Raw genomic sequence first — 19,236 nt, forward strand, 5'->3', positions numbered from 1 at the left:
GAGAAATTCAAAAACCAAAATAATGGCAGAATACAAACTATTGCTCCCGAGTATGGGTGAAGGAGTTATGGAAGCTACTATCATCAGCTGGCTGTTTAATGAAGGCGATTTTGTGAAGGAAGACGAGTCTGTAGTAGAAATTGCGACGGATAAAGTAGATTCTGATGTACCAACTCCAGTTTCTGGAAAGATCGTCAAAATCCTTAAAAATAAGGATGATATAGCAAAAATTGGTGAAGCCATTGCAATTTTGGAAACCGAAGCTGCTTCTTCAACTTCTGAAACGCCAGAGCCAAAATCCTATGAAGATGTAAAAGATCAGATCCATCAGCCGGAGCCGGAAGTCATCAATACTTTGGAACAGCCATTAACAAGCGTTTCTAATAATTCAAATTCAGGTAATATCCAGAATTCTGATTTATACTTATCGCCGTTGGTAAAATCCATTGTCCAGCAGGAAAATATTTCTGAATCTGAACTTAAATCAATCAAAGGAAACGGATTAGAAGGCAGAATTACAAAAGAAGATATCCTTGGTTTTGTGAAAAACAGAGGCGTTGTGTCAGAGAGTTCTATTGTTAGAGAGTTTGAAAGCTCTGTCAAACAAGAAACTTCATCAACAGCAACTCCAAAACCTGTGTCTCAGCCCATCACTGTGAATGAAGGCGACGAAATTATCCAAATGGATCGTGTCCGCAAGATTATTGCAGAAGCTATGGTTAATAGCAAACACACTTCTCCACACGTAACTTCTTTTATAGAGTCTGATGTGACGAATGTTGTGACCTGGAGGGCGAAAAATAAAGATTCTTATCAGAAAAGAGAAGGTGAAAAATTGACTTTTATGCCAATCTTCATCAGAGCGGTTGTGAAAGCAATTCAGGATTTTCCGATGATCAATGTTTCCGTGGATGGTGATAAAATTATCAAGAAAAAGAATATCAATATCGGAATGGCAACAGCGCTTCCAGACGGAAATCTGATTGTTCCTGTAATCAAAAATGCAGATCAATTAAGCTTGTCGGGTTTGGCAAAAGCAATCAACGATCTTGCTTACAGAGCGAGGAATAAAAAACTGACGCCAGCCGATACGCAAGGTGCAACTTATACTATTTCAAACGTAGGAACTTTCGGAAACCTGATGGGAACACCGATTATTCCTCAACCTCAGGTTGCGATTTTGGCAGTTGGAGCGATTGTGAAAAAACCAGCAGTTATTGAGACTGAGTTTGGTGATGTGATCGCCATCCGTCAAAAAATGTTTATGTCGCATTCTTATGACCATAGAGTAGTGGACGGAAGTTTGGGCGGAATGTTCCTGAAACACGTCAACGATTATCTCGAAAATTGGGATCTCAATACAGAAATATAAAATCAAAGCCTTAGAATTTTCTGAGGCTTTTGTTTTTTTTAAGCTTTCCTTTTATTTGGAGATTGTCTGTTGGAAAAGAATGACAAAATTTCAATGCTCTCATTTTTCGCACGATAATACATCGAATTATATTTCAGTAAAACTGCTTTATGAATATTCCGATTTTCTGAAATTGGAAAAAGGTTTGGATTTTTCGAGATTAATGCAACGGTACCTTCAATTTTATCAGCCAGTTTTTTAATTTCTTTTTCTGAAAAATTTCTTTCAAGATATTCAATGGTTTGCGCTAATTCTCTTAATGCGTTTGGTGTCCAGACAATATCATAACCACTTTTCATAAAGTTTCTTTGCTTCAGAATGTGGTTTTAAATCATTGTTGTCAGCTTCAGAAATGCCTTTTTCGATGGATTTTTTTTCTTCTTCGGAAATTGATTCCCACCAATTCTTAGTTTCTTCCTGTCGGAATTTTAAAAGTTTTTCTATAATGGACTTATCCTCCAAAGTTGATAACCATTGGATTAACTCAAGTTTCTTACTGAGAATTTGTGTATTCATTATTTCAATACTTTATATCAAATTTAGAAATAATAATTCAAATCTGTTTAAACTTTTCTACAATTCATCCATCTCCCCACTTCCAGCTTGTCCTTCATTCATCAGATAAGCTTTCAGGAAAGGCGTGATATTCCCATTCATCACACTGTCTACGTCGGAAGTTTCGTATCCGGAGCGCACATCTTTTACCAATTTATAAGGTTGCATCACATAATTCCGAATTTGAGAACCCCATTCGATTTTCATTTTTCCGGCTTCGATTTCATTTCTGGCCTTAAGACGTTCATCAAGTTCGATTTGGTAAAGTCGGGATTTCAGGAGTTGCATTGCTTTTTCCTTATTTTGAAGCTGAGAGCGCGATTCTGAGTTTTCAATGATGATGCCTGTCGGTGCGTGGCGAAGACGAACGGCGGTTTCCACCTTGTTTACGTTCTGTCCACCAGCGCCGGAGCTTCGCATTGTTTCAAAACTGATGTCGGCTGGATTGATGTTAATTTCAATCGTATCATCTACCAAAGGATAAACATAAACGGAAACGAAACTTGTGTGACGTTTTGCGTTGCTGTCAAACGGCGAAATTCTCACCAATCTGTGAACACCATTTTCACCTTTCAAATATCCGAATGCAAACTCGCCATCGATTTCTATCGTCACGGTTTTGATTCCGGCAACATCGCCTTCCTGGAAGTTGAGTTCACGAAGTTTGTAGCCTTGCTTGTCCGCCCACATCGTGTACATTCGCATCAGCATACTTGCCCAGTCGCAAGATTCTGTTCCGCCGGCTCCGGCTGTGATTTGAAGAACGGCTGACAACTCATCGCCTTCGTTGGAAAGCATATTTTTGAATTCCAGATTTTCGACTTTTTCGACCAATTTTGGGAAAGCTTCGTCCAGTTCTTTTTCAGAATCTGGGTCTTCTTTTGCGAATTCCAAAAGCACCTGAAGGTCTTCAAATTCTGTTTTGATATCGTCGTAACCTTCCACCCATTTTTTCTTGGAACGGAGTTGTTTTAGAAAAACTTCGGCTTCTTTGGAGTTGTTCCAGAATTCGGGTGCTGCGGTTTTCTCATCGTCGTTGGAAATTTCGATTTTTTTCTTTTCGATTTGGAGGAACTTGTGCAGGTCTTCTATTCTGGATTGGATATCTTTTATTTGGTCTGTGTTTACCACGTTTGTTTTAATTTTTGCAAAAATAAGAAGAAATTGATGAATGTCGGGAAATGATTTTATTCTGTTGGTTTAATGGGATTTTGAACACAAAGTACACGAAGACTTTTTTATCTCTTTGAAAATATTTTTAAGGTTCGCAAGGGCGCTTCGCTAAAGCAAAGATTATGTAGTTGAAAATTTCAATTTATGACGAAGGCCGCAATAGGGATAGTAGCGGAAATCCTTTTTTGTGGTTAGGAAATGTTGAATCAAAATGAGAAACGTTTTCCACAAAAAAGATTGTAGCGGATAGCCCGACCCGAGCGGAGGCCCTTCGAGAACCTCAGGATGACAAGCGCTGGCGAGGGGATTGCCCAAATTTTATAAAATGTAATAAGTAAAATGTAAAAAGATTTAAATTTATTTAATTGATAATCAGTTGTTTGAAGATTAATTTTGAATTGTTTTGAAAATCGAGGCAACCATTTTGGTATTTTGCCGTCTTATAGTCAGAAAGAGAAAATGAATCGAGATTTACAACATATCTTTTCCAAAGCAAAGAAAAATGACCGGCTGGCTCAGAAGAGTTTGTTCGAGATGTTTTCGGGGAAAATGTTGTCGGTGGCCAATTCTTACATCAATAATCGGGATGATGCGGAAGATGTGTTGATGAATGCTTTCTACAAAGCATTTACGAAGCTTGAGGATTGTAAAAATTACGAATCGTTTCCGTTTTGGCTGAGGAAAATTGTGGTGAATGATGCAATTAGTTTTATTCGGACAAACAAGCATATTTTGTACGCCGAAACGGAATTTACAGAAGCAATTGCGGATAAAACGGAAGATGTTGACGAGTTAGCTCAGGATATCGATTTGGAAGTGATTTTCAGGGAAATGCCAATTGGTTATAAACTGGTTTTCAATCTTTCGGTTTTCGAGGAAAAGAAACATCAGGAAATCGCGGAAATCCTGAACATCACAGAAGGAACCAGCAAAAGCCAGCTGAGCAAAGCTAAAAAATGGCTCCAGGATTATTTTAATCAACAAAACACCAAACAAAATGCAGAATCTGAAATCTAAATACGAACAAAAGGAAATGAAAGTTTCCGACAGTCTTTGGGACAGATTGGAAGAGAAACTCGACCAAGTTCCTGCGAAAGAAGAAAAGCCAAAAATCGTTTGGTTGAGATATGCTGCAGTTATTTTATTAATGATTGGCTTAGGTGGAAGTTTTCTGATGATTAATAATAAATCTGATATTAATGAAAATATGGAATTAGCGAATCAAAGTGAAAATTCAAATCCAAATTTAATTGAAAAATCAGAAAATAATGAAGTCGAGAAATTAAATCCAGTCAAAAATAATTCTGATACTGATAATCAAAAATTGGCTGTTGAAAATGAGAAAGATTCTTCGACTCCGCTCAGAATGACAGAGAGAATTAAAGTGGACAATCAAACCGTTGATAAAGTTTCTGAGAAAGAAATTTTAATCAAAAAAGAAGAGATTTCAATTCCTCAACCAGAAGGAAAACTCGTTCAGAATGAGATTCAAAAACCTAAAGAACGACCAAAATATATTACCTCTTCCGATTTACTTTTCGGAGTGGAAATCGACAAAGCGAAATCTGAAATACCAAAATCTGCAATGGGAATCAATACTTCAAAACCCAAAAATGATTCAGATTTTCCCAATCCAAAACGTATCAAACTCTTCGGAATTACGCTTTACGACCAAGATTCTATAACAATTAAATAAACTATTATGAAAGTCAAAATTCTACTTTTGGCATTGCTTTCCAGCTTTGCTACAGCACAAACTACGCTCGATAATCAGATGAAATCTTACACGGACAAAGTAAATTCCATCGTAACAACCGAGAAAGAAAATATGAAATCTGAAACCGACAAAATCGACGAAGCTTTCTCTTCCGGGAAAATTACAAAAGCCGAACAGATCGCGCAGAAAGAAGAAGTTTCTAAAAAATACGAAACAATCATCAATGATAAAATTGAGAACGAACGCCAGCAGTTGGACAACATTACGAAAACTGCGGTTACCAATTCGGTTTACAACACAAAACCTGATACTTTGAAAAATAAAGATGTTTTTGTTTTCAGCACATCCGGATTGACGATCAGAAAAAGTGGAAAGTCTCCGGAAAAATATCTAAAAAGCAGTTCTCTTAGTGTCGGTTATGCATTTGCGAATCTTACTAAAGATAAAGGGAGTTTCAATCCGTTTGAGAATGATTCTGAAATGAGAATCGGAAATTCGCACAGTGTTGAGGTCCAGTTCCGAACAGACCGACAGTTAGGAAGTTTCACCAGTCCGTGGTTTATAAGATACGGATTGGCTTACAGAACAGACACTTATATGCCGAAACGTCCGCAGGTTTTTGTTCAGGAAAATTCCCAATTATTCCTTCAGGATTTTGAAGAAGGCACATTGAAACGTTCCAAACTTAGAAATGTGTACCTGACATTACCAATAGAATTTCAGCTTTATCTGAATCCAAAATACACAGAATATGACGGCAAACAATATCTGGATGTGAGAAAAAAAATGTGGAAGATTGGAGTAGGAGCTTATGCGGGAATCAATACGAGAAGTATCGTAAAAGTGAAATACTATGATGAAAATGATCACTTCAAAAAGTATGATTACACTTTGGATGACGGCGTGAATGCTTTCTTATTTGGAGGGAAATTCAGTCTGGGTTATGGTGGAGTTACGTTGTTCATCAAGAAGGATTTTACACCAATTTTCAATGATAAAGCAATTCTACCAAACAAAAACGGAATCCAGATCGGAATCGAAATTGCCAACATTGACTTTTAAATAATTACATTTTTCATAGAACACTATTTTATTATTATTTTCTGAAAGCATACTTTTTAGGAGTGTGCTTTTTTTGCTTAATTAATAATAAAAAATTCGTCTGTAATTTCAGCTTTGTCATTAAAAACGAGTGTGAATGCACCAATTACTTTTTGGATGTCTTTTACAGGGGTTGCAAATGAGTGAGAATTGAAGTCTGTTTTCTTATACTCAATTTTTTGAACGTCAATAGATATGTTTTTATTTTTTATATTCAAATCCTCTACCGAATTAAGTTTCAATAGGTTTTCAAAAGATTTTACTATTTCTTCTTTTACATTGTATTTTTCGATAAACTCATTAAATTTATTTTTATTCATAACCTTATTGTTGTGATTATTTCAATTTAAAAGTTTCCGGATTTTGACTGCCGTGTCGTATTGTTAAAATGTAAAGTGTATTGTTTACGAATTCATAGTACATAAGATACTTATGAATTATTTTAATATAAACATTGGGAATATCGGTTTTTCTTCCGATTTTTGGTTGTTCTAGAATCAGATTTAATTGCGCTTCAATCAGCGAATTTAATTTCAGACTAAAATTATTAGACTTATTCCTGTTAATCCAATATTGGAGAATTTCAACAAGTTCATTTTTAGCTTTGAGAGTCCATATTATTTTTTTAGCCATTCTTTGATTTCTTCTTGAACGGTTTCGTTTGATAAAATCTCCCCATTGTCAATTTGATATCTCGCCTCAGAAATTGCTGTTTTTTCATCTTCACTTGTAATATACAATGATTCATCAGCCTGAAATTTTAATTGTTGTAACAATTCCTTTAACCTCACTTTATCTTTAATGCTTGTGATATGATTGATTAAGTCTAATTTTAATTCTGCGGTATTCATAATTAATTTCTTTATATAAATTTATAAAAATTAATTTGAATTTATCAAAGAGAAATATTTCAAAACAAAAATTCATCTCATCATCACTTTTGCAAGTCTAAATTTTTATTTACATTGGCAAACAGGATTTAGAAATGAAAAATTTACAGTTAATCGGATTATTTTTGGTTGTGGCAGGCAGTTTTCTGCCCTTGGTTCATATTCCAATTGTTGGAAACTGGAACTATTGGAAAGTAGATAATACACTCGCCATCGTACTTTGGGGATTTTCTTTATTAACGCTGGTTTTCATCCTGATTGGAAAAACTAAATTCGTGAAAATAATGGCATTCTTAATGATATTGCTTTTTGTTTTCACACTTGTTGCCATTAAGTTAAAATCTTTGGATTATTTCAGTTTTTTAACTTTCAAATCCTGGCAATCCACATTCGCAGGAATCGTGAAATTATCCTGGGGATGGTTCATCGAGTTTCTGGGAGCGGTTGTCATTTTAATTGCATCAAGAAAAAATAAAATTGAACTACAAAGCTACTAAGGTTTTCATAATGAACACAATTGATTTTAAAATTTTGATAAAATCGAACCTTGTGACCTTAAAACAGTTAGTTGTGAAAAAAAACCTTGTGCACTTTGTGTTTAGAAATTAGTATACAATCAAAAATTAAAAATATTATGAAAGAAGTATTCATTGTATCAGCAGCCAGAACACCAATGGGGAGTTTTATGGGAAGCCTTTCGAGCGTTCCTGCTACACAATTGGGCGTCGCTGCGGTAAAAGGAGCTTTAGACAAAATTAACCTTGACCCGACTTTGGTGGAGGAGATTTATATGGGAAATGTTTTGCAGGCTGGCGAAGGTCAGGCGCCGGCGAGACAAGTGGCTTTGGGCGCAGGTTTGTCCAATCATACGCCTTCTACGACCATCAATAAAGTTTGTGCTTCGGGAATGAAAGCAGTGACAATGGCAACTCAGGCAATCAAAGCTGGCGATGTAGATATTATAGTAGCTGGTGGAATGGAAAATATGTCGATGGTCCCACACTATTTAGACGGAAGAAACGGTTCAAAATTAGGCGATATCAAAATGCAGGACGGACTTTTGAAAGATGGTTTAACCGATGTTTACAACAAACAGCATATGGGCGTTTGCGCAGAATTATGTGCGAAAGAAAATAATATCACGAGAGAAGAACAGGACGCTTTTGCAATCCAGTCTTACAAAAGAGCTGCAGCGGCTTGGGAAGCGGGGAAATTCTCTGAAGAAGTTGTTCAAGTTTCGATTCCTCAAAGAAAAGGTGACCCAATTGTATTCTCGGAAGATGAAGAATACAAATCGGTTAAATTCGATAAAATACCAACTTTAGCAACAGTTTTTCAAAAAGAAAACGGAACCGTAACAGCAGCCAACGCTTCAACATTGAATGACGGCGCTTCTGCTTTGATTCTAATGTCAAAAGATAAAATGGAAGAATTAGGATTGAAACCTCTGGCGAAAATCATCTCTTACGCGGATGCCGCTGTAGAACCGGAAAGATTCACAATGGCACCTTCTAAAGCTTTGCCAATCGCTCTTAAGAAAGCGAATCTTACAAAAGAAGACATTGATTTCTTTGAATTGAATGAAGCATTTTCAGTAGTTGGTTTGGCAAATACCAAAGTTTTAGGATTGGACGCTTCAAAAGTGAATGTGAACGGAGGCGCAGTTTCCATCGGGCATCCGCTGGGAAGTTCTGGTTCCAGAATTATTGTCACCTTGATTAATGTTCTGAAACAGAATAACGGAAAGTACGGCGCAGCTGCAATTTGTAATGGTGGTGGTGGTGCAACAGCTATTGTTATTGAGAATTTGCAGTAATTTTTAATTAAAATAAATTTCAAAACCCTTTCAGATTTCAAAGTTTGAAAGGGTTTTTCTTATTAAATTTATGATACAAATGCATTTTTTTGTCAACTTGTAATTCCTTTTTTTACTTTTGTCTAAATAATTATTTCCAATGTCTGAAATAGAAAAAACAATTCCCGAAAACTCAATAAAGAATAATCCTAAAATTATGCGCGCCTGGGCGTTGTATGATTGGGCAAATTCGGTTTATTCATTAGTGATTACATCAACGATTTTCCCCATCTATTATGCAATTTTGACAACAGCCTACGAAAAGAAGGAATATGTTGCAGAATCTAAACAATGGATAGATGTTGCTGTGCCTCATATGATCAAGATTTTTGGAAAAGAATTTCATCCAGATACGGTTTATGGTTATTCGCTTACGCTTTCTTTCATCATTGTGGTTTTACTATCTCCAATTTTGTCATCTTTAGCAGATACAATTGGAAATAAGAAATCTTTCCTTCAGTTTTTCTGTTACCTTGGTGCAACTTCTTGTATGGGATTGGCGATGTTTACTGGGATGGGAACAGTCTGGCTGGGATTATTATTTAGTGTGACAGCTAGTGTTGGTTTCTGGGGAAGTTTGGTTTTCTACAACTCCTTTTTGCCGGATATTGCAACGCCGGACAAGCAGGATTCGCTTTCTGCAAAAGGCTATGTTTACGGTTACATTGGTTCTGTAATTTTAGTTATTATTTGTTTGATATTGATTCAGGTTTGTGCAGAAACACCTAAACAAGCGGCGATTTATACACGTGTCAGTTTCCTTTTGACGGGTGCCTGGTGGTTTGGTTTTTCTCAATATACATTCAAACATTTGCCGCAATTTGGTCAGGTTAAGGAGCAATTACCAAAAGATTTGGTTTTACTTAATTATAAAAATATTTTCCAGAGTCACACGGAACAAGGTGGTTTCTTCGAAGTTTTAAAAGATAATGCCAGTTTTTATATTGATATTATTAAACAAAGTTTCCGTGAACTATTCAAAGTTGGTGGTCATCTTTTTGGCGACAGAAATCTGAAATTCTTCCTTTCAAGTTTTTTCTTTTATAGTGTCGGGATGCAGACTATTTTCCTGATGGCAACTCTTTTCGGAAAAAGAGAGATCAATATGGCTCAGGATAAATTGATTATGACTCTGCTTTTAATCCAAATTGAAGCAATCATCGGTGCGTTATTTTTCTCTTGGTTGTCTAAGAAGATCGGGAATAAAAATGTCATAAGTATTACTGTTGCAATGTGGATTGGAGCGTGTCTGGCAGCATATTATCTTAACAAAGAAAATCCAAATGTAGAATATCAGTTCTACGGAATTGCAGCGGTGATCGGTTTGGTTATGGGAGGGTTGCAGGCAATGTCCAGGTCAACTTATTCCAAACTGCTTCCTACTGATTCTATGGATAATACGACTTATTTCAGTTTTTATGACGTTTTGGAAAAACTGGCGATTATTCTTGGAACATTGATATTCTCTACCTTGATAGAATATTTTAATAATATGCGTTTTTCAGCATTGTCTATGACGATTTTTTTCGCAATTGGTCTAGTCTTGATCCGTTTTATGAAAGTCAAAAATAATACGAAATAAATTAATGAAAATTTAAAATATCGGTTCGTTTTTTGATAATAATCGAATAGTTATTTTTTTTGTAAATTTGCAACATCAAAACGCAGTATGACTAACCCTTTATTTTACGCAAAAATTCTTTTGTTCGGCGAGTATGGCATTATTGAGGATTCTCAAGGCTTGACATTACCGTACAGTTTTTATAAAGGAACACTCAAATTTTCCGATCTTGAAAACGACTTCGAGAAAAAATCGAATCAATCTTTGGAGAAATATTCCAATTATCTTTTTGATTTAGAGTTGCCTGCAGAATATAAATTAGATGTCAATTCTTTTAAAGCTGACATCGAAAAAGGTTTGTTCTTTGATTCCAATATTCCGCAAGGTTATGGCGTTGGAAGTTCAGGCGCTTTGGTTGCTGCTATTTTCGAAAAATATTCTTTTACAAAAAGAGAACCCGAAACGATTTCCAAGAATGAACTGAAAGACCTAAAAGTGATTTTCGGACAACTGGAAAGTTATTTCCACGGAAAAAGTTCTGGAATCGACCCATTGATTTGCTTTATGAATCTTCCGATTCTAATCGAAAGTAAAGGTTCGGTTGATAAAGTTTCTATCCCAGCAGAAGAGTTGGGTAAAGGTGCCATTTTCCTTATTGATTCCGGAATGACGGGCGAAACCGGACCAATGATTCAGATCTTCTTTGAAAAATTGAAAAACGAAGGTTTCAGAAAAACTTTGAAAGAAGAATTCATCCGTTACAATAATGCTTGCATCGATGCTTTCCTAAGAAAAGATATGAATCCGTTCTTCAAAAATCTGAAAAAATTATCGGTTTGGGCTTACGAACATTTCCGCCCGATGATCCCAGAAAATCTTTTTAATATCTGGAAAAAAGGAATCGACTCCAATGCTTATTACCTCAAACTTTGCGGTAGTGGAGGCGGGGGTTATATTCTCGGATTTTCTAAAGATTACGCAAAAGCCGAAAAAATGCTGGAGGGTTTTCACAAAGAAGTAATTTACAGGTTTTAATTTTATTTAAAAATCAATAACGTATATAAGTCATCGACTCCGCTCAGACTGACAGCTCTAAAAAATATTGTTAGTATTAGCGTTGTCACACCGAGCGGAGTCGAAGTGTTTTCGAAATACTAATAATCCTACACACGCAAAGAATTTTTAGAATGACCAACGAAACAAAACCGGCTTCACGAAATGCTCTCTACCGTATTTCTCAGTTGATGGGTTTTCTGTTGGGCGCTCGTTTTTTTGTAGCGGTTTTGCTCACTTTTGCACTTTATGTATCTACATTTTTCCTATTTAATAGAGAAGAAAGCTTCAGGAATTTTGTCTTCGATTATAAAGTTCACTCGATCATCATTTGCTCCGTTCTCAGCATATTAGCTGGCGGAATTATCAATCGTTTTTACGACAAAGAAAAAGATCAGCTGACCAAGCCTTTTCGTTCCAGATTACAGAATTTTCTTAAGGAAAAATATTACTTAACGGCTTACATTTTACTTAATGCTCTATCTCTAAGTTTGGCATTTTTCGTATCGTATAGGGTTTTTATTTTCTTCTTAATTTACCAGTTTTTGATGTGGTTTTACAGCCATAAGCTTAGCAAGATTATATTTCTTAACAACTTTACCTTTGTTGGTTTAACGCTTTATCCGTTTTTCGGAATGCTGGTTTATTATCAGACATTTTCTTTGAAGATTTTGTTTCTCGCCATTTTCCTTTTTCTGATGCTTTTCATTATCGACGTCATCAAAGATACGTTGACGAAAAATGCAGATAAAATGTTTGGTTATGAAACTTTTGCCAATCAGCTTGGATTTCAGAATACAAGGTCAATTCTTTTGGTACTTCTCATAATTACATTGGTAGTTTCTGTGATTCTAAGCGTAGGAATTGGCTTTAAAAATATAATTGCCTGGTATTTTTTAGCAACAGTCATTGTGATTTTAGGAACAATTTATATGTTATTCCGGAATCAAAAAAATGACAAATTCAAATCGCTTAACCTTCTAAGACTTTGGATTTTCTTCGGAATTCTAGCTATGCTTTTGGACGGAATTTATCACAAATATCCTTGGTTAATTTAAAATAATTTCAAAGAAATGTCAGTAATAATCAGAGAAAATAAGGTTGAAGATAACGGGATTCTTGCCAAGATTATCAGAACTTCTTTTCACGATTTTGAAGTGAGTTGTACGAATGGAACAGTTTATTCCGACCCGACTACCGATGATTTATATTCATTATTTCAAACTGATAAATCCGCTTTATTTGTTGCAGAGAAGGATGGTGTGATTCTAGGTTGCTGCGGCATTTTTCCTACTACCAACCTTCCTGATGATACGACTGAACTTGCTAAGTTTTATCTTTCAAAAGAAGCAAGAGGAAAAGGAACTGGAAAATTATTATTGGAAAAATGTCTTGAAAAAGCTAAAGATTTGAGATACAAAAATGTTTATCTGGAAAGTATTCCGGAATTCAGCAAAGCAGTTTCAATTTATGAAAAACAAGGTTTTCAATATTTGGAAAAACCTTTGGGAAATTCCGGGCATTCTGGTTGTAATCTTTGGATGATTAAAAATCTTGATTAGAATTTGTAAACGAACTAATAAAAAAAGCCCAAAACCTTCTGGAATCGGACTTTTTAAAGGATTGATTTTTATTTATTTTAGCCGAAAACATCATTCAGCACTTTCGCCAAACGCAATCCGCCGTACAACAATTGTCTTTCAACAGTAGCTTCAAAACGGTAATTGTAATCGTAACTCAATTTGGAGTCTTTCGGTGTGTGAAAGTAGATGGAGTTCGCAATTTTCTGACTGTCATACAACCAATCCTGCAAAGTTCCACCTTGGATGGTTTTCACTTCATCTTTTGATTTGATGTCCAAGAGATTGGCAAATTCCGTGTAAGAATATTTTCTGTCTTCCACCATTTTAGTATCCCAAAGTGAATGCAGATTGGTATTTTGTCCAAAGTAAGTCACATTGATTTTATTTCCTCCCAAATCCTCATATCGCCCAACGTGAAGCGGTTGATGTAGGTCACCCACCAAATGAACCAAGAAAACCAAAGCATTTTTCTTATCAGCTTCAGAAGTGTTTTTATCTTTAATTTTCTTAGCTAAATTTTCGATTTGAGTGTAGAGATTCGGGCTTTTTTGAGCTTGTAAAGAATCTTTGAATTGCTGAAAATCCTTTTGTGGATTGATGTTCACATAATGCCAAGACGAAGTTTCCTTCCAAACGCTAGTCGTATCAGACTTGATGAAATCCGGCCAATTCGCGTAGTAAGCCAATTTCTGATTTTGAAGAAGTTTTTTGATGTTTCTTTCAGCTTTGGAACTCAAATGGTGTTGAGCGATTTCTGCAATCACGCGGTGTCCCGTCAATCCCCAAGCGAAGCAATAGAACGACGAGAATATTAAAACAGCAAATGTGAATTTTGATAAAATACGTTTCATTTTTTTAATTTATTTCAGGCGACAAAGATAAGTCTATCAAAAATTTATTTAAGTCCAAATCTCTGTTAAATATTATTAAACTTGGATTAAGGTAAAGTGCAATCGTCAATTAAATTCCGTAAATTTGCGTTTTCCCAGAATGAGACTTTTCAATGAAGAATAATCAGGAATTTATCGAAATCTACGGTGCTCGAGAGCACAACCTCAAGAACATCACCGTCAAAATCCCACGCAACGAATTGGTGGTCATCACAGGACTTTCTGGAAGCGGAAAATCTTCCCTCGCATTTGATACGATTTTTGCGGAAGGGCAAAGGCGTTATATAGAGACATTTTCTGCGTATGCAAGGCAGTTTCTTGGCGGATTGGAACGTCCGGATGTTGACAAGATTGAAGGTTTGTCACCCGTAATTGCCATCGAACAAAAAACGACCAACAAAAATCCACGTTCAACCGTTGGAACAATTACCGAACTTTATGACTATCTGAGACTTTTGTTCGCAAGGGTTTCCGATGCTTATTCAATGAGTTCTGGAAAACGTTTGGTGAGTTATACGGAAGACCAGATTCTTGAGACTATCAAGGAAAACTTCAAAGGGAAAAAGGTCTATCTGATGGCGCCTGTTGTGCGTTCCAGAAAAGGACATTACCACGAATTGTTCATTCATCTTTCCAAAAAAGGTTATTCTCAGGCCAGAATCGACGGTGTTCTTCAGGACATCGAATACGATTTGAAACTCGACCGTTACAAAACCCACGATGTGGAAGTTGTGGTGGACAGATGGATTATCGGAGAATCGGCGACGGAACTGAGAATGCAAAAATCCCTGAAAACCGCTTCTGATATGGGAGAAGGTTTGATTGCGATTCAGGAAATGGGAAGTGAAGAAATTCATTTTTTTTCTAAGAATTTGATGGACGATATTACGGGAGATTCGATGGCTTTGCCGGAACCGAATACGTTCTCATTCAACTCTCCAAAAGGAAGTTGTGAAACGTGCAAAGGTCTTGGAACGGTCAAAAAAGTAAACACCGACTATTTCGTCGAGAATGACAAACTGTCGATCAATCAAGGTGCGCTGTTGCCACTTGAACAAATCAAATCCAACAAATGGATTCTTTCTCAGATTAAACTAATCTTGGAAGTTTTCGATTTGAGTTTGGCAACGCCTTTCAAAGATATTCCGAAAGAGGCTTTGGAATACATCTATTACGGTCATAACAAGGACATTACGAAGGAACTGAAACACGCCGGAATCTCAAAAAAGATTAAAATCAACTTCGAAGGTTTGGTTCATATTCTTGAGGAAATCGTTGACGAACGTGAAAATTACGACGCCGTTTTGGTCGAAAGAAATTTCACAACGGAAGAAGTTTGCCCGACTTGTAAAGGCGCGCGTCTTCGTCAGGAAAGTTTGAGTTTCAAGATTGATGGAAAAAATATTGCGGAAATCAACGGCCTTTCTTTATTAGATTTGAAGGAATGGTTGGCCGATGTGAAAGATACTTTCAGTGATAAAAATAAAATTATCGCTTACGAAATCCTTAGAGAAATCGAAACCAGATTGCAATTCCTTTTGGATGTCGGTTTGGATTATCTGAGTCTCAGCAGAAGCTCGAAAACCCTTTCTGGAGGCGAATCTCAGCGTATTCGTTTGGCGACACAAATTGGTTCTCAATTGGTCAACGTTCTTTATATTTTGGATGAGCCTTCAATTGGTCTTCATCAACGAGACAATGAAAGATTGATTAATTCCTTAAAACATCTTCGTGATATTGGGAATTCGGTTTTGGTGGTGGAGCACGATAAAGATATGATTCTGGAAGCAGACCACGTTTTGGATATTGGTCCGAGAGCGGGGAAATTCGGTGGCGAAATCCTTTGGCAAGGTCATCCGAAAGACATCAAAAAAGCTAATACCATCACAGCCGATTATCTGACTGGAAAACGGAAAATCGAAATTCCTGCAAAACGAAGAGCCGGAAACGGAAAATCAATTGTCCTGAAAGGCGCAACCGGAAACAACCTTAAGAATGTAAACCTCGAAATTCCATTAGGAAAATTGGTGGTCGTTTCAGGGATTTCCGGAAGTGGAAAATCGTCTTTGATTAACGGAACTTTATATCCAATTTTGAACCGCCATTTTTACAGAGCGATTCAGGAACCTTTGCCTTACAAAAGCATTGAAGGGATTGATAATATCGACAAAATCGTAGACGTTGACCAAAGTCCGATTGGCAGAACACCACGCTCAAATCCAGCGACTTACACGGGGATGTTCACCGATATCCGTAATCTTTTTGCCGAATTGCCAGAGAGTAAAATCCGTGGTTACAAAGCCGGACGTTTCTCCTTCAATGTGAAAGGCGGACGTTGCGAAACCTGTCAGGGAGGCGGTTTGAAGGTGATTGAGATGAATTTCTTGCCCGATGTTTACGTTCATTGTGAAACCTGTCACGGGAAACGTTTCAACCGTGAAACTCTTGAAGTCCGTTACAAAGGAAAATCGATTTCTGATGTTTTGGATATGACAATTAACGAAGCGGTAGAATTCTTCCAGCCGATTCCTAAGATTTTCATTAAAGTGAAGACTTTACAGGACGTTGGTTTGGGTTACATTACAATCGGTCAGCAATCGACAACTTTGAGTGGAGGAGAAGCGCAGCGTGTCAAACTGGCAACGGAGCTTTCCAAAAGACAAACCGGAAACACACTTTATATTCTGGATGAACCAACAACCGGACTTCATTTTGAAGATGTGAAAGTTTTGATGGAAGCTATCAATCAATTAGTAGAATTAGGAAATTCATTCATCATTATTGAGCATAATATGGATGTTATCAAATTGGCTGATCACATCATCGACGTCGGTCCTGAAGGTGGAAAACACGGCGGACAAATCATCGCCGAAGGAACGCCAGAGCAGATTATCAAGTCTAAGAAAAGTCTCACGGCTAAGTTTTTGAAGAAAGAGATGTAAAAATATTAATCACGTATTAAGGAAAACCACAATGCAAATTGTGGTTTTTTATTTATTTTTGAGGAAAACGAATACTTAATGGAAAAACCAAAAGAAATTATTGCACTTGAAAAAGTATATGGTATTCAACTTCAGCAGACTTTTGATAAAGATGATATTTTGAATGGCGGTAGAAATAATTCATTTTTTCTAGATAAAAAAAGGTAAAGTTTTAGGTTTGAATCTTTCTAATAATAAAATAGATTCGATAAAAGGCTTTGAAAATTTAAAAGAATTACTCTACCTGAATTTATATAACAATTCAATCATAGTCATTGAGAATCTACTGCAACTTTGTAAATTGGAAATTCTTATTCTCAGTCAAAACAAAATTGTGAAGCTGAACGAGATTTCTAATTTTAATTTAAAGATGTTAAATCTTACATCCAATCAAATTACTAAAGTAAAAGGACTTGAAAAGCTTAAAAATTTAGAAGAAATCTATTTAACATCAAATCGAATCAAAGAAATTGATGGCTTTCAGAATCTGAGAAATCTAAAAATTTTAAAAATTGACTTTAATTATTTGACAGATGTAGATTTTCTGGCATTTAGTAATTGCAACTTTGAGGATTTAGACTTACGCAATAATTGGATTAAGAATATTAAGAATGTTGTAGTACTGAAGCAAATTAAACAAATAAATCTGAAGTTTAATCAAATAACAGATATTGAAGAAATTAAAGAAATTATAAATTTTTCGGAAATAGATTTTATAAACGTTGAAGGAAATCCTTTTTTAGAGAACACTGGTTTAAAGTTGTACGGATTCGGATATGAGAATCATCTAGAAGATTTACGCAAATATTTTCGTTCCCAAGGTCAAAAATTCAATCTTTGATAAATTTAAAAATTGCAAATCAATAAAGTAAATTCTAGAATTAAATTTTAATTCAAAATGTTAATTATACCAGCTAAATGTAAAATTACTTAATTCCGTCGTAATACTTTATAAATAAAACTTTAAATCAATTGATTATGGAAATGAAAATGAGTAGTAAAATAATTGCGTTATCAATATTTGTATTTTAATTTGTTAAGTGTAAACAATTTCAGGAATCTGAAAAAAATATACGGAAGTGTTGCTTCGTTCAGAATATGCGTTTGAGAACTCAGGAAACTTTAAAAAAATAATTTTGACTTCACCACTACGGATTATAAATCCCATTTGCTTCCGTCAATATAACTGGTTTACCGTATGTCACAACAATCGTATGTTCGTGTTGTGTCATAAAACCGCCTTTGTTGGCAACCATCGTCCAGCCATCTTTTTGCGTGTCAGTAACCGTGGAAGTTGGTCTAATCGCAACTACAGAATTCTTCCTGAATCACTGTGCATTCTTCCGCATTCCGATTAATTCTGACTCGTTTGTGATAGACATTATGATTGTTTTTTGATTAATTAAAATCAAATTTATCGATTAAGAATTTACAAAACAAATTATTGCATCATGCTTCTGGTATCAAATTTGTTTTTTCCGAATGAAAAATAAGATATGAAATCCATCAAAAATTTTTTAGCGATTGGTGTTTTTATACTCAGTTTTGCATCTTGTGCAGCACCGCCGAGACCACCAAAACCACCAACACCACCGAAACGTCCGGCTCACGCGCAAGCTAAACCAATGCCGCCGGGACAGGCAAAAAAAGTGTTTGCTATGAAATCAGCAAAACCATTTGCTCCGGGACAGAACAAGTAAACTATCAAAATGAACATCAGAATTCCAGCTAGTAATTTTACTTTCTGGAATTTTTTTATTCTCCAATATTAAATTTTAACCCTCAATGTTAATTTAATATGAACTAAATATTAAAATGTTGTAACTTTGTCTTTTAATTAGATAAATATTGACTTAAAATCAATTGATTATGAAATCGCTGGTCGTAAATTCCTTAGAAATATAAAAATGACTGCGATTCTATAATGACATTGATAAAAAAAATTTTACATTATGAAACTGAATATAAAAATGACCGTGTTATCAATATTCGTATTTGCAGGACTTTTTTCTGTAACCAAAGCTCAGGATGCTGAGAAAAATATACAGGAAGTTGTCTTTAGCTCGGGTGATGGATTCGGGGAACTTAGGAAACTGGTAAAAGATAATTTTGACTTCACAGCTTCGGAATATAAAGAAGGCGTTATCAATTCTGATGTCAGATTCAGCCTTGCCGAGAACGGAAAAATTACCAACATCCGTGCAAACGGAGATTGTAAAAATGTAAGCAAAGAATTAGAAAATGTTCTTTCGCACCTTATTTATAAAGTGAATGTTGATAAACTGAACCAAAATATGATGGCTACGACTTACGTGATGCCTGTGAGCGTTACGATAGACAATAGATAAATGTTTAAATTGTTATTAAAGAAAGTCATATGCAGTTTTGTATATGGCTTTTTTGTGAATTATTGGGCGCCTTTATCCGTCTTCCACTCCCGCTTTTTTGTGCCATGGCTTTTCCATT

The 19,236-nt window shown here is 35.7% G+C and carries 22 protein-coding genes; 15 read left to right on the plus strand and 7 right to left on the minus strand.

What is annotated here, in order from left to right; all coding sequences use genetic code 11:
• The first annotated feature begins 22 nt into the window (after positions 1-22).
• Positions 23-1,372, plus strand: coding sequence for a dihydrolipoamide acetyltransferase family protein (locus ACFJGY_RS08140; protein ID WP_379969888.1), 1,350 nt, complete (start codon positions 23-25; stop codon positions 1,370-1,372).
• Positions 1,373-1,410: 38 nt separating this feature from the next.
• On the opposite strand, the gene ACFJGY_RS08145 is transcribed toward ACFJGY_RS08140, so the two are convergent.
• The 3 genes from ACFJGY_RS08145 to prfB are packed head-to-tail and all read right to left on the minus strand — an operon-like array spanning position 1,411 to position 3,097.
• Positions 1,411-1,710, minus strand: a complete 300-nt coding sequence (locus ACFJGY_RS08145) for a type II toxin-antitoxin system RelE/ParE family toxin (protein ID WP_379969890.1) — start codon at positions 1,708-1,710, stop codon at positions 1,411-1,413.
• Positions 1,694-1,927 carry a hypothetical protein gene (locus tag ACFJGY_RS08150; RefSeq protein ID WP_379969892.1) on the minus strand — a complete coding sequence of 78 codons (234 nt, stop codon included), beginning with the start codon at positions 1,925-1,927 and terminating at the stop codon, positions 1,694-1,696. Before ACFJGY_RS08150 ends, ACFJGY_RS08145 begins: the two co-directional genes overlap by 17 nt.
• A 57-nt stretch (positions 1,928-1,984) precedes the next feature.
• On the minus strand, positions 1,985-3,097 hold the full coding sequence (prfB, locus tag ACFJGY_RS08155; protein WP_379969894.1) for a peptide chain release factor 2: 1,113 nt from the start codon (positions 3,095-3,097) through the stop codon (positions 1,985-1,987).
• A 501-nt stretch (positions 3,098-3,598) separates the two neighbouring features.
• Here prfB and ACFJGY_RS08160 point away from each other — a divergent pair.
• Genes ACFJGY_RS08160 through ACFJGY_RS08170 form a run of 3 tightly spaced genes read left to right on the plus strand, consistent with a single transcriptional unit; the run spans position 3,599 to position 5,918 of the window.
• Positions 3,599-4,156, plus strand: coding sequence for an RNA polymerase sigma factor (locus ACFJGY_RS08160; RefSeq protein WP_379969896.1), 558 nt, complete (start codon positions 3,599-3,601; stop codon positions 4,154-4,156).
• Positions 4,137-4,835: a hypothetical protein gene (locus ACFJGY_RS08165; RefSeq protein ID WP_379969898.1), complete on the plus strand. Its 699-nt coding sequence runs from the start codon at positions 4,137-4,139 to the stop codon at positions 4,833-4,835. The genes ACFJGY_RS08160 and ACFJGY_RS08165 overlap by 20 nt, the downstream gene beginning before the upstream one ends.
• Positions 4,836-4,841: 6 nt before the next feature.
• Positions 4,842-5,918 carry a hypothetical protein gene (locus ACFJGY_RS08170; RefSeq protein WP_379969900.1) on the plus strand — a complete coding sequence of 359 codons (1,077 nt, stop codon included), beginning with the start codon at positions 4,842-4,844 and terminating at the stop codon, positions 5,916-5,918.
• A gap of 77 nt (positions 5,919-5,995) precedes the next feature.
• On the opposite strand, the gene ACFJGY_RS08175 is transcribed toward ACFJGY_RS08170, so the two are convergent.
• From ACFJGY_RS08175 to ACFJGY_RS08185, 3 genes are read right to left on the minus strand one after another with little or no spacing between them, the layout of a single operon-like run.
• The gene (locus tag ACFJGY_RS08175; RefSeq protein WP_379969902.1) at positions 5,996-6,277 is read right to left on the minus strand and encodes a hypothetical protein; all 282 of its coding nucleotides are present in this window, start codon (positions 6,275-6,277) and stop codon (positions 5,996-5,998) included.
• Between the two features lie 16 nt (positions 6,278-6,293).
• Positions 6,294-6,590, minus strand: a complete 297-nt coding sequence (locus ACFJGY_RS08180; protein WP_379969904.1) for a type II toxin-antitoxin system RelE/ParE family toxin — start codon at positions 6,588-6,590, stop codon at positions 6,294-6,296.
• Complete coding sequence (locus ACFJGY_RS08185; RefSeq protein ID WP_379969906.1) at positions 6,575-6,808, minus strand: hypothetical protein; 234 nt, start codon at positions 6,806-6,808, stop codon at positions 6,575-6,577. The genes ACFJGY_RS08180 and ACFJGY_RS08185 overlap by 16 nt, the downstream gene beginning before the upstream one ends.
• Positions 6,809-6,942: 134 nt before the next feature.
• Here ACFJGY_RS08185 and ACFJGY_RS08190 point away from each other — a divergent pair, with 134 nt between their 5' ends.
• From ACFJGY_RS08190 to ACFJGY_RS08215, 6 genes are all read left to right on the plus strand, one after another.
• Positions 6,943-7,344, plus strand: a complete 402-nt coding sequence (locus tag ACFJGY_RS08190) for a hypothetical protein (protein ID WP_379969908.1) — start codon at positions 6,943-6,945, stop codon at positions 7,342-7,344.
• 137 nt (positions 7,345-7,481) lie between these two features.
• Positions 7,482-8,663 (plus strand): acetyl-CoA C-acyltransferase, encoded by a 1,182-nt coding sequence (locus ACFJGY_RS08195; RefSeq protein ID WP_379969910.1) that lies wholly within the window; start codon positions 7,482-7,484, stop codon positions 8,661-8,663.
• A gap of 139 nt (positions 8,664-8,802) precedes the next feature.
• Positions 8,803-10,284: an MFS transporter gene (locus tag ACFJGY_RS08200; protein ID WP_379969912.1), complete on the plus strand. Its 1,482-nt coding sequence runs from the start codon at positions 8,803-8,805 to the stop codon at positions 10,282-10,284.
• 87 nt (positions 10,285-10,371) lie between these two features.
• The gene (locus ACFJGY_RS08205; RefSeq protein ID WP_379969914.1) at positions 10,372-11,298 is read left to right on the plus strand and encodes a mevalonate kinase; all 927 of its coding nucleotides are present in this window, start codon (positions 10,372-10,374) and stop codon (positions 11,296-11,298) included.
• A 152-nt stretch (positions 11,299-11,450) separates the two neighbouring features.
• Entirely contained in the window at positions 11,451-12,374 is a 924-nt protein-coding gene (locus ACFJGY_RS08210) for a UbiA family prenyltransferase (protein ID WP_379969916.1), read from the plus strand.
• Between the two features lie 15 nt (positions 12,375-12,389).
• Positions 12,390-12,878 carry a GNAT family N-acetyltransferase gene (locus tag ACFJGY_RS08215; protein ID WP_379969918.1) on the plus strand — a complete coding sequence of 163 codons (489 nt, stop codon included), beginning with the start codon at positions 12,390-12,392 and terminating at the stop codon, positions 12,876-12,878.
• 77 nt (positions 12,879-12,955) lie between these two features.
• Here the strand turns inward: ACFJGY_RS08215 and ACFJGY_RS08220 are convergent, their stop codons facing one another.
• Positions 12,956-13,750, minus strand: a complete 795-nt coding sequence (locus ACFJGY_RS08220; protein ID WP_379969920.1) for a S1/P1 nuclease — start codon at positions 13,748-13,750, stop codon at positions 12,956-12,958.
• Between the two features lie 152 nt (positions 13,751-13,902).
• Between ACFJGY_RS08220 and uvrA the strand changes: the two genes are divergently transcribed.
• From uvrA to ACFJGY_RS08245, 5 genes are all read left to right on the plus strand, one after another.
• Positions 13,903-16,731, plus strand: a complete 2,829-nt coding sequence (uvrA, locus tag ACFJGY_RS08225; RefSeq protein WP_379969922.1) for an excinuclease ABC subunit UvrA — start codon at positions 13,903-13,905, stop codon at positions 16,729-16,731.
• A gap of 78 nt (positions 16,732-16,809) precedes the next feature.
• The gene (locus tag ACFJGY_RS08230; protein ID WP_379969924.1) at positions 16,810-16,938 is read left to right on the plus strand and encodes a hypothetical protein; all 129 of its coding nucleotides are present in this window, start codon (positions 16,810-16,812) and stop codon (positions 16,936-16,938) included.
• A 10-nt stretch (positions 16,939-16,948) separates the two neighbouring features.
• A complete protein-coding gene (locus ACFJGY_RS08235; protein ID WP_379969926.1) occupies positions 16,949-17,611 on the plus strand; it encodes a leucine-rich repeat domain-containing protein in 663 nt (220 codons plus the stop codon).
• Positions 17,612-18,266: 655 nt separating this feature from the next.
• Complete coding sequence (locus ACFJGY_RS08240) at positions 18,267-18,470, plus strand: hypothetical protein (protein ID WP_379969928.1); 204 nt, start codon at positions 18,267-18,269, stop codon at positions 18,468-18,470.
• Positions 18,471-18,722: 252 nt separating this feature from the next.
• The gene (locus ACFJGY_RS08245) at positions 18,723-19,118 is read left to right on the plus strand and encodes a hypothetical protein (RefSeq protein ID WP_379969930.1); all 396 of its coding nucleotides are present in this window, start codon (positions 18,723-18,725) and stop codon (positions 19,116-19,118) included.
• Positions 19,119-19,236: the final 118 nt, after the last annotated feature.

This window comes from Epilithonimonas sp. UC225_85 (assembly GCF_042695135.1).
Taxonomy (GTDB): domain Bacteria; phylum Bacteroidota; class Bacteroidia; order Flavobacteriales; family Weeksellaceae; genus Epilithonimonas.

Excerpts from the sequence above, each read along its gene's own strand:
- ACFJGY_RS08220 (WP_379969920.1), bottom strand. The coding sequence starts at position 13,750 with ATGAAACGTATTTTATCAAAATTCACATTTGCTGTTTTAATATTCTCG.
- ACFJGY_RS08145 (WP_379969890.1), bottom strand. The coding sequence starts at position 1,710 with ATGAAAAGTGGTTATGATATTGTCTGGACACCAAACGCATTAAGAGAA.
- ACFJGY_RS08175 (WP_379969902.1), bottom strand. The coding sequence starts at position 6,277 with ATGAATAAAAATAAATTTAATGAGTTTATCGAAAAATACAATGTAAAA.
- ACFJGY_RS08215 (WP_379969918.1), top strand. The coding sequence starts at position 12,390 with ATGTCAGTAATAATCAGAGAAAATAAGGTTGAAGATAACGGGATTCTT.
- ACFJGY_RS08140 (WP_379969888.1), top strand. The coding sequence starts at position 23 with ATGGCAGAATACAAACTATTGCTCCCGAGTATGGGTGAAGGAGTTATG.
- ACFJGY_RS08230 (WP_379969924.1), top strand. The coding sequence starts at position 16,810 with ATGGAAAAACCAAAAGAAATTATTGCACTTGAAAAAGTATATGGTATT.
- ACFJGY_RS08190 (WP_379969908.1), top strand. The coding sequence starts at position 6,943 with ATGAAAAATTTACAGTTAATCGGATTATTTTTGGTTGTGGCAGGCAGT.
- ACFJGY_RS08185 (WP_379969906.1), bottom strand. The coding sequence starts at position 6,808 with ATGAATACCGCAGAATTAAAATTAGACTTAATCAATCATATCACAAGC.
- ACFJGY_RS08170 (WP_379969900.1), top strand. The coding sequence starts at position 4,842 with ATGAAAGTCAAAATTCTACTTTTGGCATTGCTTTCCAGCTTTGCTACA.
- ACFJGY_RS08165 (WP_379969898.1), top strand. The coding sequence starts at position 4,137 with ATGCAGAATCTGAAATCTAAATACGAACAAAAGGAAATGAAAGTTTCC.
- ACFJGY_RS08210 (WP_379969916.1), top strand. The coding sequence starts at position 11,451 with ATGACCAACGAAACAAAACCGGCTTCACGAAATGCTCTCTACCGTATT.
- ACFJGY_RS08150 (WP_379969892.1), bottom strand. The coding sequence starts at position 1,927 with ATGAATACACAAATTCTCAGTAAGAAACTTGAGTTAATCCAATGGTTA.
- ACFJGY_RS08160 (WP_379969896.1), top strand. The coding sequence starts at position 3,599 with ATGAATCGAGATTTACAACATATCTTTTCCAAAGCAAAGAAAAATGAC.
- ACFJGY_RS08240 (WP_379969928.1), top strand. The coding sequence starts at position 18,267 with ATGAAATCCATCAAAAATTTTTTAGCGATTGGTGTTTTTATACTCAGT.
- ACFJGY_RS08195 (WP_379969910.1), top strand. The coding sequence starts at position 7,482 with ATGAAAGAAGTATTCATTGTATCAGCAGCCAGAACACCAATGGGGAGT.
- ACFJGY_RS08245 (WP_379969930.1), top strand. The coding sequence starts at position 18,723 with ATGAAACTGAATATAAAAATGACCGTGTTATCAATATTCGTATTTGCA.
- ACFJGY_RS08180 (WP_379969904.1), bottom strand. The coding sequence starts at position 6,590 with ATGGCTAAAAAAATAATATGGACTCTCAAAGCTAAAAATGAACTTGTT.
- ACFJGY_RS08200 (WP_379969912.1), top strand. The coding sequence starts at position 8,803 with ATGTCTGAAATAGAAAAAACAATTCCCGAAAACTCAATAAAGAATAAT.
- ACFJGY_RS08205 (WP_379969914.1), top strand. The coding sequence starts at position 10,372 with ATGACTAACCCTTTATTTTACGCAAAAATTCTTTTGTTCGGCGAGTAT.
- uvrA (WP_379969922.1), top strand. The coding sequence starts at position 13,903 with ATGAAGAATAATCAGGAATTTATCGAAATCTACGGTGCTCGAGAGCAC.